Below are 14,438 nucleotides of genomic sequence, written 5' to 3' on the forward strand. Positions count from 1 at the left end.
TTCAAGGAGAGAAGCAATGACCTATGGACAGGCGTATTTGAGCGGCTGGAAAGAGACCTTTAATTTTAGCGGACGCGCCAGCCGGCAGCAGTTCTGGACGTTTTTTCTTATCAATGTGCTGATCGCCGCCGCGCCAGTGGCCGCCTGGAGTCTGGCCACCCTTGTTGACCCTCACTACGGGATCCTCAGTTTTGTTGTCATTCCCTTTGCCGCGCTCTGGCTGCTGTTGATGGCGCTCCCCCTGCTGGCTGTAGGCTGCCGGCGGATGCATGATATCGGCCGCTCCGGGATCTGGTTTGTGTTGGGAGTTATCATTCCGTGGTTTGCAATTATTTCGCTGGCTCTGTGCTGCCTGCGTTCAGCGCCGGCACCGTCTCGCTGAGATAATCGATCATCGCCCGCATCCTGGCGGGCATATGCTTATCTCCCGCCCACAGTAGCCACAGGTCGCCTGAGTAGCTGCTGATAAATTCCCACTCGGGCAACACCTGCACGATGTCGCCGTTCGCCAGCGCCTCACGGGCGGTGAACAGAGGCAGGCTGCCGATCCCTAAATGCTGTCTGACCGCGTCGAGGCGTACGGCGGTATGGTTGGCGGCGTACCGCCCGTAGGTTTGCACCGTTTCTGTTTTGCCTTCCCGACGGAACTTCCAGCGCGCATCGGCGGGCGTTTCGCCAAGGCTAATGCAGCTATGCGAGCGCAGATCCTGCGGCGTGTACGGCGTACCGTGCTGCTGTAAATAGGCCTCAGTGGCGCAGATAACGTGCCTGATTGGCATCAGCGGTTTGCCATGCAGGCCGGGGGAGGGGGTATCGGTGATGCGTAGCGCCAGATCAATACCGTCATCGATAAAATCGAGAGGGCGATCTTCCAGCCGCAGGCAGACGTCCACCTGCGGGTAGCGGTGGAAAAACGCCATCATCAGCGGGTGGATCACAAAGCGGCCGACGGCTTTCGGGACGCTGAGCGTCAGCTTTCCCTGGGCGACCGTTTGGCGACTGCCTGCGGAATCCATTGCCTGTCGCGCCGCTTCCAGCATCTGCTGGGCATGCTGATATATCGTTTCCCCGGCATCGCTAAGACGCAGCTTGCGGGTGGTACGCTGCAGCAGTTTGCAGCCCATCTCTCGCTCCAGCCGTGACACGCTGCGGCTAACGGCTGAAGGGGTAATGCCGTTCTGGCGGGCGACGGCGGAGAAGCTGCCCTGGTCGACTATCTGAACGAAAAGAGCGAGGTCGGGCAGGAGGTTCAGATTCATTTGTGCTCCCGGAGCAAGAGTGCATTGGCGGATGGTGGGATTATCGCTGTCGGCATTAATAATATACTGGGCGGACAGAGAGGAGAATCACTATGACTGAACGGGTTTATTACACCAGCGATGCTACCGACGGGCGCGCCCAGATCATCGCCTGCACTGCAGAAGCGGATGGCCGTTACGCCATCGAACTGGATCGGACGCTGTTTCACCCGCAAGGGGGCGGTCAACCGGCGGACCGCGGATGGATTGCCGGGCAGCTGGTTGAGACGGTGGTTGTGCGCGGCGAAAGGGTGCTGCATATTCTGTCGCAACCCCTTCCCCTCGGTGAAGTGGAGATGAAAATTGATGCCTCCGCGAGACAGCTGCATGCTCGTCTGCATTCTGCCGGCCACCTGCTTGGCCTGGCGGGCGAACAGCTTGGCTGGCAACCGGTGAAAGCGCACCACTGGCCCGGCGAAGGGCGGATAACCTTTGCCAGCAGGAATAGCGCCGCGCTGCCGGACGCCAGTGCGCTACTGGCGCTAGTAAAGGCATGGCAGGCGCAGGACTTACCGCGTCAGGTGACGTTCGCTAATGGTATGCGCAAGGTGGGATTCGGCGAGCTGCCAGCCTATCCCTGCGGAGGCACCCACGTCGCCCGTCTGGCGGAGCTGGGCGACATTGTCATTAGTCAGATTAAGATGAAGAAGGGGCAGCTGGTGGTCAGCTACACCCTGGCGTAAGCGTTTTATCTCTGCTCAGGATAGGTCTGCTTGCCGTGATAGATACGCTCAGGTCGGCCAACCTTGCCGTAGCTGATTTCCGCTTCCAGAAAGTCGTTCTTTACTCCTTGTTCCAGATAACGGCGAGCGGTGGTTTTGCTGCTGCCGAGGATACGGGCCAGCGAGTCGGCGGTATGCACCACCGTCGGGTCGGCAAACAGCTGGAGCACGCGCTGAAAGGTGCTTTCATCGATCCCGCGCAGTGGTGCGCTGGCGGGTTCCGTTTGTTCCCGGGCCTGAATATTAAACAGCGCGTCGACATGGAGCTGGCTGGCCTGTTCACTGGAGCGCAGCGAGCTACGATAGCGGGCAAAGCGCTCCAGCGTGTGCTGCAGGCGCTGATAGTGCACCGGCTTAATCAGGTAATCAAACACCCCAAGACGCAGCGCTTCGCTGATGGTTTCCATGTGATTATCCGCGGTAATAAAGATAATCCGTCCCTTGTAATGTGTACTGACTGCATGGCGGATCAGATCGATACCTTTGCCGTCGGGTAAAAAATTATCCAGCAGGATCAGCTGCGGTTGATACAGTCTGAGCTGTTTCCTGGCGCTCTCAAGCTTATCCGCAATACCAATGACGTCGAACTGGGGAAACTGTTTAATGTTATCCACCAGGATCTCCGCCAGCATAGGTTCGTCTTCAACAATAAGAGTAGTGATGCTATCCATGATGTTCATCTCGGGTCAGGGGGATATAAAGCGTAAAAATGGTGCCAAAAGGAATATTATTTTCGACGACGATACTGCCGCCTGCTTGTTCCACGTAGCTGCGTACCAGCCAGAGTCCGATACCATGATCTTTGCTGGCGCTGCTGGTGACGCCGCGCTCGAAGATCCGATCGCGCAGCGCCTCGTCAATGCCGCATCCCTGGTCGGCGATCTCAATGATCACCTCCTGGCCATCACTGTTGATCAGGCATTCGATCTGTTTTGAACCCTGCGGTTGACGCAGGCTGGCATTGTAGGCGTTATCAAGTAGATTCCCCACGATCGAGATCCATTCGTTGTGCGAAAGGGCGGTAGGTAATCTATCAACGAAGCAGGCCGGATCGAAAATCAGCTCAAGTCCAAGCTCTTTGGCCCGGTAATATTTGCCGATCAACAGCCCGGCCAGGTGGTTGTCCTGGAAATTGCGTGCAATAAAATCGATCACCTTCTGGTGACTTTCCGACTGCTGTTGGATCAGTTCCAGCGCTTGGTTATAGCGTTTAAGAAACAGCAGACCGGCGATAGTGGAGATCAGATTGCGATGCTCATGCTGTACGGCGCGCAGGTTATCGGCATATTGTTGTACCTGGCTAAGCTGCAGGCTAAGGGTGTTGATATCGTCTTTGCTGCGAAAGCTGATCACCCAGCCCTGTGGCTCATTGTTTAAGATCACCGCCATCCGGCTGGCGATCACTTTGATCTGATTGAAGGTAACGATCTCGTCTTTTTTATTGGTCTGTGGCGCATCGTAGAAGAAGACCTCCTGCGAGATAACGCTGCTGATCCGTTTGCCGATAAGCGTCGGTTCCGGCTGACTCAAATTGAGCAGGCGACGCGCAGTCTGATTAATCGCAGTGATTTTATAATCGGAGTCGATGGCGATAAGACCTTCGAACACCGATTCAAACAGCACGCTTTGCTGGATCAACAGCTGTGACAGCTGCTGGGGTTCCATATTGAGCATCTGTTTTTTGATATGCAGTGAGAAGCGGCGGGCGCAAAAGAGCAGAAGCAGTAACATGATGGCCATCGGGATCAGCAGCGAACTTATCTGCAGGCTGAGCCAGTTTTCCAGTTGCTCAATGGTATAGCCTACCGACACAATGCCGATCACCTTGCCGGTTGCGTCCTGAATCGGCGATTTACCGCGCAGCGACGATCCCAGCGAGCCTTTGCGCACTGACACGTAGCTTTTAGCGTTTATCAACGCCTCATCGCTATCGCCGCCTTCCATCGATTTGCCGATTTCATCAGGATTGACGTGATAGAGGCGCTGGCCGCTGGCATCACCGACGGTGATGTAGGTGGCGTCGGAGAACGAACGCATGGGGTCGATAAGGGCTTTGATTCTGGCGAGATCGCGTTTCTGCACTGCCTCCACCAGCTCCGGCATCGCCGAAATCTGCATCGCCTGAATCAGCGCCCGTTGCCCGACCTGATAATGCAGACGCTCCTCGGTAATGTCTGTCAGATACCATGACATCGCCAGCATGACGATCGTCGAGGTGAATAAGATCAGCAGGAAGATGCGATTCTGAAACGATCGCCTGGCAAACCAGTGGGTGATTTTTCGGGTATACATTGGGTAGATAGACATTAAATTGTTATTCTCCCCGTTTTGCGCCCCCGGCGCCGACAGGTGGAGCACAGAACAGAAAATTTCAGACATGTGCCCGGCCCCGTCATGCCAGGAGTGGGTATCAAATCAGCCCGGAGGTGGGGCGACAGCCACACCTCCGGGAAGGATGCCGGCCTACATCGCCAGCACGTACTTGAGCATCACCCCGGCGGCGATCGCCGAGCCGATCACCCCCGCCACGTTCGGGCCCATGGCGTGCATCAGCAGGAAGTTCTGCCCGTCCGCTTCCAGACCCACCTTGTTCGACACCCGCGCCGCCATCGGCACCGCCGACACCCCCGCCGAGCCGATTAGCGGGTTGATTTTGTGCCGGCTGAACACGTTCATCAGCTTCGCCATCAGCACCCCGGCGGCGGTCCCCACGCAGAAGGCGATCACCCCCAGCACCAGGATACCCAGCGTCTGCGGCTGCAGGAACTTGTCCGCCACCAGCTTGGCCCCCACCGACAGCCCGAGGAAGATGGTCACTATGTTGATCAGCGCGTTCTGCACTGTATCGCTCAGCCGCTCCACCACCCCGCTCTCGCGCATCAGGTTGCCGAAGCAGAACATCCCCAGCAGCGGCGCGGCGTCCGGCAGCAGGAGCGCCACCAGCAGCAACAGCACCGCCGGGAACAGGATCTTCTCCCGCTTACTCACCGTGCGCAGCTGCACCATGCGGATCTTCCGCTCCTTATCCGTGGTCAGCGCCTTCATGATCGGCGGCTGGATCAGCGGCACCAGCGCCATATAGGAGTACGCCGCCACCGCGATGGCCCCCAGCAGCTCCGGCGCCAGCTTGCCCGACAGGTAAATCGCCGTCGGGCCGTCGGCGCCGCCGATGATGCCGATGGCCGCCGCCTGCGGCAGGGTGAAGCTGATGATGCCGAAGTAGTTCAGCGTCAGCGCCCCGAGCACGGTGGCGAAGATCCCGAACTGCGCCGCCGCCCCCAGCAGCAGGGTGCGCGGGTTAGCCAGCAGCGGGCCGAAATCGGTCATCGCTCCGACGCCCATAAAGATGACCAGCGGCGCGATACCCGAGCCAATCGCCACCTTATAGAAGATGGCCAGCACCCCGGCGGAGTAGCCCATGTCCACCGCGAGGCTCTCCATCTGCCCCTGCACCGACGGCAGGGCCAGCGCCAGCGCCTCCTTAATGGCGTGGACGTCCGGCGCGCAGTGGAGCTTCGCGGCAATCACCGCCAGCTGCGCCGGGTCGTGGTGGGCCAGCAGGCTCTCCAGGGCGGTGAGCGCCAGCCCGGCCTCCGGAATATTGGAGAGCAGGCCGCCGAAGCCAATCGGCAGCAGCAGTAACGGCTCGAACTTCTTCGCGATGGCCAGCCAGAGCAGCAGCAGGCTGACCAGCAGCATCACCGCCTGGCCGGCGCCGAGGTGCATCAGCCCCATGCCCTGGATCAGGGCGTTCAGACTTTCCATTTCCGCTCCTCGTCCTTACGCCAGAGTCATCAGGGTGTCGCCGACCGCCACCGCGTCGCCGGCTTTCACCGCGATACCGCGCACGGTCCCGGCCTGCGCGGCGCGGATTTCGGTCTCCATCTTCATGGCTTCCAGAATCAGCAGCACCTCGCCTTCGGCCACCGTCTGGCCTTCGCTGGCCAGCACCTTCCAGATAGTGCCCGCCAGCGGGGCGGTCACCGGGATACCGGCGCCGGCCGGGGCGGCAGCGGCGGGTGCAGAGGCAGGAGCAGGAGCAGGAGCAGGAGCAGCCGCCGTCAGCTGGCTGACGTCACCGCCGTCGCTGACTTTGACCACAAAGGCTTTGCCTTCCACCTCCACGGTGTAGACGCCGGAGGCGGCAGGTTTTTCTGCTTTTGCCACTGGCTGCGCGGCTTCCGCCTGCGGTACCGGCTCAAAGGCCGCCGGGTTGTGGCGGTTTTCGAGGAACTTCAGGCCGGGCTGCGGGAACAGCGCCACGGTGAGCACGTCGTCGATGGCGTTTTCGGCAAGCGTGATGCCCTTCTCCTGTGCCTGGCGTTTCACATCCGCTTCCAGCTGCGCCAGCTCCGGCTTCAGCAGGTCGGCCGGGCGGCAGGTCACCGGGTCGGCGCCGTCGAGCACCCGCGCCTGCAGGGCGGCGTTCACCGGGGCCGGGGTGCGGCCGTACTCGCCTTTCAGGATACCGGCGGTCTCCTTCGCGATGGTTTTGTAGCGCTCGCCGGTCAGGACGTTGAGCACCGCCTGGGTGCCGACAATCTGCGAGGTCGGGGTCACCAGCGGGATGAAGCCGAGGTCCTCGCGCACGCGGGGGATTTCCGCCAGCACCTCATCCAGACGGTGGACGGCGCTCTGCTGCTTCAGCTGGCTTTCGAGGTTGGTGAGCATCCCGCCCGGGACCTGGGCGACGAGGATACGGCTGTCGGTGCCTTTCAGCTGGCCTTCGAAGGCGTGGTATTTTTTGCGCACCTCGCGGAAGTACGCGGCGATGCTCTCCAGCCTGTGGATATTGAGGCCGGTGTCGTACGGCGTGCCGGCGAGGGTGGCGACCAGCGCCTCGGTGGCCGGGTGGCCGTAGGTGGCGCTCATGGACGAAATCGCCGTATCCACGCCGTCGACCCCGGCTTCAATGGCCTTCAGCAGGGCCATCTCCGCCATCCCGGTGGTGGCATGGCAGTGCAGGTGCAGGGTGACGTCGTAGCGCTTCTTGATTTCGCTGACCAGCTCAAAGGCGGCATGCGGCGTCAGAATGCCGGACATGTCCTTGATGGCGACGGAGTCAACGCCGGTCTCCAGCAGCTGTTCGGTGAGGTCGAGCCAGGTCTGCAGGGTGTGGGCCGGGCTGGTGGTGTACGAAAGCGTACCCTGGGCGTGGGCGCCGTGGCGGCGGACCGCCTGCAGGGCGGCCTGCATGTTGCGCGGGTCGTTCATGGCATCGAAGACGCGGAAGACGTCCATGCCGTTTTTGACGGCGCGCTCCACGAAGCGCTCCACCACGTCATCGGCGTAGTGGCGGTAGCCGAGCAGGTTCTGGCCGCGGAGCAGCATCTGCAGCGGGGTCTTGGGCATCGCCTTTTTCAGCTCGCGCAGGCGGACCCACGGGTCCTCGCCGAGAAAGCGGATGCAGGCGTCAAAGGTGGCGCCGCCCCAGCACTCCAGCGAGCGGTAGCCGACGTCGTCCAGCTGAGCGGCAACAGGCAGCATATCGTCGAGACGCAGACGGGTGGCGAACAGGGACTGGTGGGCGTCGCGCAGGACGACATCGGTAATGGCAACGGTCATGAATTCCTCCGTGAATTAAGGGTGAAGACGGCGATGGTGGTGAATGGCGGCGACAATCGCCGCCTTCAGGCGGGCGAAATCGTCGGCGGGCGCGACGGCGGCCGGCGCCGCTGCGGGGGCGGCGGGCGGCTCGGGAAACAGGCGGTTGACGGCGAGGGACATTCCCCGGATGGCGAAAATGAGCAGCAGCAGGAACACCAGTACAAAGCCCATGCCGAGAAACATCAGGGTGAAGCCTTCGCCTAACAGGATGGCATTGTCAGTCATTTATACATCTCAAATAGGGGCACGATGACGCGCTGTATGACAAGGTTTCTGGCGTTTCCGGCTAAGGAGCAGGGTGGATTTCCCTCTGCCGCTCCCGGCATGGGACCCTGATTCGTTCTTCACCTGTCAGTTCAACGTGCCATCGTGCGTATGGGTTAAATCATCATGCCGAACACGATGCTGGCGATGACCAGCACAATACCGCCGCCCAAACGGGAGGAGATTTGCGCATAAGAGATAAGGTTCATACGGTTACAGGCAGAGAGAACTTCCAGGTCGCCGGAGCCGCCGCGGTTGGCCATACACAGGCCTGCAGTGATGGCCGATTCTATTGGGAAGAAACCCATCAGCCAGCCACCGATCGCCGCGCCGAGCACCGCACCGATAACGATAATGGCGGCGATAACAACGTTAGCGAAGGTGATGGCGTTGATAATTTCCTGTAGGTCGGTGTAGCAGACGCCGACCCCGACCATCAGCACCCACAGCAGCTGTTTGGAGAAGAAATCAGACAAGCGTTTAGCACCGGCTTTGATTTCCGGTGAGCACAGCCCGGAGGCGTTCAGCGCGGCGACGATCAGCACCATCCACGCGAAATAGTGAATAGCCACACCGCCAATGCTGGGCAGAATTTTTTTCGCCACGACGTAGGCCAGCAGGAAGCAGGTAGTGGACAGCACCAGACCGACGGCGGTTTCGCGATGGGTGATTTGTCCCGCTTTCTCATCTTCTTCCACTTTGAACGAGGCTTTACGCACCAGTTCCCCTTCGCCGCTCAGCCAGGTGTGTTTTTTGCCGATGATATCGAGGACGGCGGCAAAGACGATGGCGAAGATGTTAGCGATGGTCAGAATAGCGATAGCGGTTGAGTAATACTCTTCGCGAGAACGACCGGTGACGGAGTGGTAAATCTCCGACAGGGGGACCGCGCCCGCGCCGTTGCCGCCACCCATGATCGGCAGGACGTACAGCATCATGATGCGATCCACTGGAATACCGAACACCAGGCCGATAGCGATGCCAAAAATAGACGCGCCGACAATGCCCATCAGGATAGTTGGAATATAGCCGAGCAGTGATTTCAGCAGCAGGCGGCGGTTTACCGACAGAATTGCTCCGGTAATTAATACCGCGATGAATAAGTTAAGGAAGTTACTCTTATCCATAACGTTGCTGATAGCATCGATTTCTTTCTGCGTAAAAATACCGGCATAGACAAAATAAGCCGCCACCAGGAAAATCATCACCGGAGCGCCACCGATATATTTGTTGAATATTGGCAGGCGCTTGCCAATTTCCCCGAATATAGCGCCGATAATAAACATGATGGCAAAGCCGCCGACGATATCGGTGGGTAAAGCGTTATAAAAATGTGAAAGTAATAGTGTAATTAACGCAAATGCGTAAAGGGGGAGCGGCATGCCGAAGATTTTAAATCCCAGCAGATCGCTAACGCCCTTTTTCTCCGTCGCCGGAGCCTGACTCATGTTAGTCATAAACGTTATCCTGTTTATTGATGGAGTAGTAAGACCGGCGCATAGTAATAAATAGACCCAGGGGTAAGGTGTGATTATCTTCACTGAATACTCGTGTTTTTTATTAATTTAATTGTTTTTATGATTCTGAATTAATTAACAACATAAAAACCATAAAGCCAATTAAGCCACGAGAAAAACTGTGACTTAAATACAAGAATCCATAGCCGAACGCTGGCGAAATACAGTTCGTTTTGAAATGACGAAGCGCTAAAAAATGACACTGATATTAAAACGCGTTCAGCTATTAAAAGATAAACCGCGGCGAGAGGCGATCGATCGGTTTCTCCGCCAGCATCAACTGTCGTTAGAGGCCGACTGCGAAATGGCGATTATCGCCGAGTATCAGCAGCGGCTGGTCGGCTGCGGTGCTATCGCCGGCAATGTGCTGAAATGCATCGCCATCGATCCCTCGCTGCAGGGGGAGGGGCTGAGCCTTAAATTACTGACCGAGCTCATGACGCTGGCCTATGAGCTGGGGCGCAGCGAACTGTTTTTGTTCACTAAACCTTGCAATGCCGCGTTATTTTCCGGCGCCGGCTTCTGGCCGATAGCCCAGGCGGGCGACCGCGCCGTGCTAATGGAAAATAGCCGCGAACGGCTGACTCGTTACTGCCGACAGCTGGCGATGTACCGTCAGCCGGGAAGAAAAATCGGCGCTATCGTGATGAACGCCAATCCCTTCACCCTCGGCCACCGCTGGTTGGTAGAACAGGCGGCCAGCCAGTGCGACTGGCTGCATCTGTTTGTGGTCAAAGAAGATGCGTCCTGCTTTTCCTATCACGATCGCTTCAAGCTCATTGAACAGGGGATTACCGGCATCGATAAGGTGACGCTGCATCCCGGTTCGGCGTATCTGATCTCGCGGGCGACGTTCCCCGGCTATTTCCTGAAAGAGCAGGGGGTGGTTGATGACTGCCACAGCCAGATTGACCTGCAGCTCTTCCGCGAGCGCCTGGCCCCGGCGCTGCAGATTACCCATCGTTTTGTCGGCACCGAGCCGTTGTGTCCCCTGACCCGTAATTACAACCAGCGCATGAAGTCACTACTGGAAGCGCCAGGCGACGCGCCGCCCATTGAAGTAGTTGAGCTTGCGCGAATCGAAAAAAATGGTGGACCCGTGTCGGCCTCCCGAGTGCGCGAACTCTATCGACAGCGCAACTGGCAGGCGGTCGCGGCGCTGGTACCGCCGGGGACCCTCTCTTTTCTGATGCAACTGGCGGAAAGCGAACATCAAACCGCCTGATTTTTATGCCCTAACTAAGGATTTTCCCCTATGGAAATGAAGATTGACGCCCTGGCCGGCACGCTGGAGTCCAGCGATGTGATGGTCAGGATTGGACCCGCGGCGCAGCCGGGCATTCAGCTGGAAATCGACAGCATTGTGAAACAACAGTTTGGCGCTGCGATTGAGCAGGTAGTGAGAGAAACGCTGGCTCAGCTTGGCGTGAAACAGGCCAGCGTGGTGGTCGATGATAAAGGCGCGCTGGAATGTGTTTTGCGAGCTCGCGTACAGGCCGCGGCGCTGCGCGCGGCGCAACAGACCCAATTACAATGGAGCCAGCTATGAAACCACGTCGCAGTATGTTGTTCATCCCTGGCGCCAATGCCGCCATGTTAAGCACGTCATTCGTCTACGGCGCCGATGCGGTGATGTTCGACCTGGAAGATGCCGTTTCGCTGCGCGAGAAAGATACCGCTCGTCTGCTGGTGTATCAGGCGCTGCAGCATCCACTGTATCAGGATATCGAAACCGTGGTGCGCATTAACCCGCTGAATACGCCGTTCGGTCTTGCCGACCTTGAAGCGGTAGTCCGCGCGGGCGTGGATATGGTGCGTCTGCCGAAAACCGACAGCAAAGAAGATATCCATGAGCTGGAAGCGCATGTTGAGCGGATTGAACGCGAGTGCGGCCGGGAAGTGGGCAGCACCAAGTTAATGGCGGCGATCGAGTCGGCGCTGGGCGTGGTGAACGCGGTGGAAATCGCCCGTGCCAGCCCGCGTCTGGCGGCGATCGCGCTGGCGGCCTTCGATTACGTGATGGATATGGGCACCTCCCGCGGCGACGGTACTGAACTGTTCTACGCCCGCTGCGCTGTACTGCATGCCGCCCGCGTTGCCGGCATCGCCGCCTATGACGTGGTGTGGTCGGATATCAATAATGAAGAGGGCTTCCTGGCGGAAGCGAATCTGGCCAAAAACCTCGGCTTTAACGGCAAATCGTTGGTTAACCCACGACAAATTGAACTCCTGCATCAGGTCTATGCCCCGACGCGCAAAGAGGTCGATCACGCGCTGGAAGTGATTGCCGCGGCGGAAGAAGCCGAAACGCGAGGTCTGGGTGTGGTATCGCTGAACGGCAAGATGATCGATGGACCGATTATCGACCATGCTCGCAAAGTGGTGGCGCTCTCGGCTTCCGGTATTCGTGATTAAGGGGAATAAGATGAAAGAGACAGTAGCAATGCTTAATCAGCAGTACGTGATGCCGAATGGACTGACACCTTATGCCGGCGTAACGGCGAAAAGTCCCTGGCTGGCGAGTGAGAGCGAAAAGCGCCAGCGCAAAATCTGCGATTCGCTGGAAACGGCAATCCGTCGCTCCGGCCTGCAAAACGGCATGACCATCTCGTTTCACCACGCGTTTCGCGGCGGTGACAAAGTCGTCAATATGGTAGTGGCGAAGCTGGCGGAAATGGGTTTTCGCGATCTCACCCTGGCGTCCAGTTCGCTGATCGACGCCCACTGGCCGCTGATCGAGCATATTAAAAATGGCGTGATCCGCCAGATCTACACCTCCGGCCTGCGCGGCAAGTTGGGCGAGGAGATCTCCGCCGGTTTAATGGAAAACCCGGTGCAGATCCACTCCCACGGCGGTCGCGTACAGCTGATTCAAAGCGGCGAGCTGTCGATTGATGTCGCGTTTCTCGGCGTTCCTTGCTGCGATGAGTTTGGCAACGCCAACGGCTTTAGCGGTAAATCACGCTGCGGTTCGCTGGGCTACGCGCGCGTCGATGCCGAGCACGCTAAATGCGTGGTGCTGCTGACCGAAGAGTGGGTGGATTATCCTAACTATCCGGCCAGTATTGCCCAGGATCAGGTGGATCTGATAGTCCAGGTAGATGAAGTCGGCGATCCGCAAAAAATTACCGCGGGTGCCATCCGTCTGACCAGCAACCCGCGCGAGCTGCTGATCGCCCGCCAGGCGGCGAAAGTCGTTGAGCACTCCGGTTACTTTAAAGAGGGTTTCTCGCTGCAGACCGGTACCGGCGGCGCCTCGCTGGCAGTAACTCGCTTCCTTGAAGATAAAATGCGCCGTAACGGCATTACCGCCAGCTTCGGCCTCGGCGGTATCACCGGGACGATGGTCGATTTGCACGAAAAAGGGTTGATCAAAACGCTGCTCGATACCCAGTCCTTCGATGGCGACGCGGCGCGTTCGCTGGCGCAGAACCCGAACCATGTCGAGATCTCCACCAATCAGTATGCCAGCCCAGGCTCCAAAGGCGCCTCCTGCGAGCGCTTAAACGTGGTGATGCTCAGCGCGCTGGAAATTGATATCGACTTTAACGTTAACGTGATGACCGGTTCTAACGGTGTGCTGCGCGGGGCGTCCGGTGGCCATAGCGATACCGCCGCCGGTGCGGATTTGACCATTATTACCGCGCCGTTAGTTCGCGGCCGTATTCCCTGCGTCGTGGAAAAGGTGCTGACCCGCGTCACGCCGGGGGCCAGCGTGGATGTGCTGGTCACTGACCACGGCATTGCGGTCAACCCGGCACGTCAGGACCTGATCGACAATTTGCGCAGCGCAGGCATTCCGCTGATGACCATTGAGGAACTGCAGCAGCGTGCTGAGCTGTTGACTGGCAAGCCGCAGCCGATCGAATTCACCGATCGGGTGGTGGCGGTGGTGCGCTATCGCGACGGTTCGGTCATCGATGTGATTCGTCAGGTGAAAAACAGCGACTAAACGCAGAGGGGAAAGGCCATGAGCGACGTGTTAATTAATCCTGCGCGTGTGCGGCGCGTGAAGCCACTGAGTGCCGAAGAGGTGGTCAGCGCGGTAGAGCGCGCGCTGTTGACCGAAGTTCGCCTGACCCCAAAGCCCGGGTTGGTGGATATTCGTAACGCTGGCGCGCACTGGGATATGGATCTGGCCTCGTTTGAGGCCAGCACCGCGGTGGTGGCTCCGTGGATGGAGAAATTTTTCATCATGGGCCACGATACTGCGGCGGTCGCGCCGGAGCAGGTATTGATGATGCTGCGCCCGGTAGGGATGGCCTGTGAGAACGATATGCTGGAGGCCACCGGCGGGGTGAATACCCATCGCGGGGCGATCTTCGCTTTTGGCCTGCTCAGCGCGGCGGCGGGCAGGCTGGTGTCGAAAGGTGAGCCGATAGAGCAGCACCGGCTTTGCGACCAGGTGGCGCGCTTCTGTCGCGGCATGGTTATGCAGGAGTTGTCTTCTGCTGGCGGGGAACGGCTCAGTAAAGGCGAGGCTCATTTTCTGCGCTATGGTCTCTCCGGGGCCCGCGGCGAGGCGGAGAGCGGTTTCCTGACGGTGCGTACCCAGGCCATGCCAGTATTTACCCGCATGATGGAAGAGACCGGCGACAGTAATCTGGCGCTACTGCAAACCCTGCTGCATCTGATGGCGTGGAATGATGACACCAACCTGGTCTCGCGCGGCGGGCTTGCCGGGCTGAACTTTGTCCAGCAGGAGGCGCAGCGACTGCTGTGGCAGGGCGGCGTGCTGGCGGACGGCGGGCTGGAGGCGCTGCGACAGTTTGACGATGAGCTGATTGCCCGCCATCTCAGCCCCGGCGGCAGCGCCGATCTGTTGGCGGTGACCTGGTTTTTATCCGCGTTTCCCGCCGGCGCGCTTTTCCCGCTGTAACCCACTGCAATACCGCCTTCGCCCGCACAGTACGGGCGAAGGCGCCATCATTAGCCTTCCCGGTTGTCATCAGGTAAACACAGAATCGCGGCACAATCGTATAGTTTTTACTGATATCGTCCGCTGTTTGTCATAAATTTCTAATTATCGG

At 58.8% G+C, this 14,438-nt stretch carries 14 protein-coding genes; 7 read left to right on the forward strand and 7 right to left on the reverse strand.

Translation table 11 applies throughout. The annotated features are described in order from the left end of the window. Positions 1-16 precede the first annotated feature (16 nt). On the forward strand, positions 17-382 hold the full coding sequence (locus KHQ26_RS09570) for a DUF805 domain-containing protein (RefSeq protein WP_009309187.1): 366 nt from the start codon (positions 17-19) through the stop codon (positions 380-382). On the opposite strand, the gene KHQ26_RS09575 is transcribed toward KHQ26_RS09570, so the two are convergent. After that, positions 330-1,259, reverse strand: a complete 930-nt coding sequence (locus KHQ26_RS09575) for a LysR family transcriptional regulator (RefSeq protein WP_009309189.1) — start codon at positions 1,257-1,259, stop codon at positions 330-332. The genes KHQ26_RS09570 and KHQ26_RS09575 overlap by 53 nt on opposite strands. 92 nt (positions 1,260-1,351) lie before the next feature. Here KHQ26_RS09575 and KHQ26_RS09580 point away from each other — a divergent pair, with 92 nt between their 5' ends. Next, on the forward strand, positions 1,352-1,981 hold the full coding sequence (locus KHQ26_RS09580) for a hypothetical protein (protein ID WP_016946248.1): 630 nt from the start codon (positions 1,352-1,354) through the stop codon (positions 1,979-1,981). Between the two features lie 5 nt (positions 1,982-1,986). Here the strand turns inward: KHQ26_RS09580 and KHQ26_RS09585 are convergent, their stop codons facing one another. The 6 genes from KHQ26_RS09585 to citS all read right to left on the reverse strand — a co-directional run bounded on the left by KHQ26_RS09585 (position 1,987) and on the right by citS (position 9,348). Continuing rightward, positions 1,987-2,691, reverse strand: coding sequence for a response regulator (locus KHQ26_RS09585; RefSeq protein WP_004222618.1), 705 nt, complete (start codon positions 2,689-2,691; stop codon positions 1,987-1,989). Next, positions 2,684-4,312: an ATP-binding protein gene (locus KHQ26_RS09590; RefSeq protein ID WP_004151379.1), complete on the reverse strand. Its 1,629-nt coding sequence runs from the start codon at positions 4,310-4,312 to the stop codon at positions 2,684-2,686. The genes KHQ26_RS09585 and KHQ26_RS09590 overlap by 8 nt, the downstream gene beginning before the upstream one ends. Before the next feature lie 171 nt (positions 4,313-4,483). Beyond that, positions 4,484-5,785: an oxalacetate decarboxylase subunit beta gene (locus KHQ26_RS09595; protein WP_004147009.1), complete on the reverse strand. Its 1,302-nt coding sequence runs from the start codon at positions 5,783-5,785 to the stop codon at positions 4,484-4,486. 15 nt (positions 5,786-5,800) lie between these two features. Further along, positions 5,801-7,585, reverse strand: coding sequence for a sodium-extruding oxaloacetate decarboxylase subunit alpha (gene oadA / locus KHQ26_RS09600; protein WP_020805133.1), 1,785 nt, complete (start codon positions 7,583-7,585; stop codon positions 5,801-5,803). A 15-nt stretch (positions 7,586-7,600) separates the two neighbouring features. After that, the gene (locus KHQ26_RS09605) at positions 7,601-7,852 is read right to left on the reverse strand and encodes an oxaloacetate decarboxylase subunit gamma (protein WP_020805147.1); all 252 of its coding nucleotides are present in this window, start codon (positions 7,850-7,852) and stop codon (positions 7,601-7,603) included. 155 nt (positions 7,853-8,007) lie between these two features. Continuing rightward, entirely contained in the window at positions 8,008-9,348 is a 1,341-nt protein-coding gene (citS, locus tag KHQ26_RS09610; protein WP_004151375.1) for a citrate/sodium symporter CitS, read from the reverse strand. 256 nt (positions 9,349-9,604) lie between these two features. Here citS and citC point away from each other — a divergent pair, with 256 nt between their 5' ends. From citC to citG, 5 genes are read left to right on the forward strand one after another with little or no spacing between them, the layout of a single operon-like run. After that, complete coding sequence (gene citC / locus KHQ26_RS09615) at positions 9,605-10,633, forward strand: [citrate (pro-3S)-lyase] ligase (protein ID WP_032411128.1); 1,029 nt, start codon at positions 9,605-9,607, stop codon at positions 10,631-10,633. 30 nt (positions 10,634-10,663) lie between these two features. Then, positions 10,664-10,957, forward strand: coding sequence for a citrate lyase acyl carrier protein (gene citD, locus KHQ26_RS09620; protein ID WP_009309208.1), 294 nt, complete (start codon positions 10,664-10,666; stop codon positions 10,955-10,957). Continuing rightward, positions 10,954-11,823 carry a citrate (pro-3S)-lyase subunit beta gene (citE, locus tag KHQ26_RS09625; protein WP_004151372.1) on the forward strand — a complete coding sequence of 290 codons (870 nt, stop codon included), beginning with the start codon at positions 10,954-10,956 and terminating at the stop codon, positions 11,821-11,823. The genes citD and citE overlap by 4 nt, the downstream gene beginning before the upstream one ends. 10 nt (positions 11,824-11,833) lie before the next feature. Continuing rightward, positions 11,834-13,360: a citrate lyase subunit alpha gene (gene citF / locus KHQ26_RS09630; protein ID WP_004222627.1), complete on the forward strand. Its 1,527-nt coding sequence runs from the start codon at positions 11,834-11,836 to the stop codon at positions 13,358-13,360. Positions 13,361-13,378: 18 nt separating this feature from the next. Next, a complete protein-coding gene (citG, locus tag KHQ26_RS09635; protein WP_004222628.1) occupies positions 13,379-14,287 on the forward strand; it encodes a triphosphoribosyl-dephospho-CoA synthase CitG in 909 nt (302 codons plus the stop codon). The last annotated feature ends 151 nt before the right edge of the window (positions 14,288-14,438 follow it).

Source organism: Klebsiella sp. 10 (genome assembly GCF_018223925.1).
Classification (GTDB): domain Bacteria; phylum Pseudomonadota; class Gammaproteobacteria; order Enterobacterales; family Enterobacteriaceae; genus Klebsiella; species Klebsiella pneumoniae.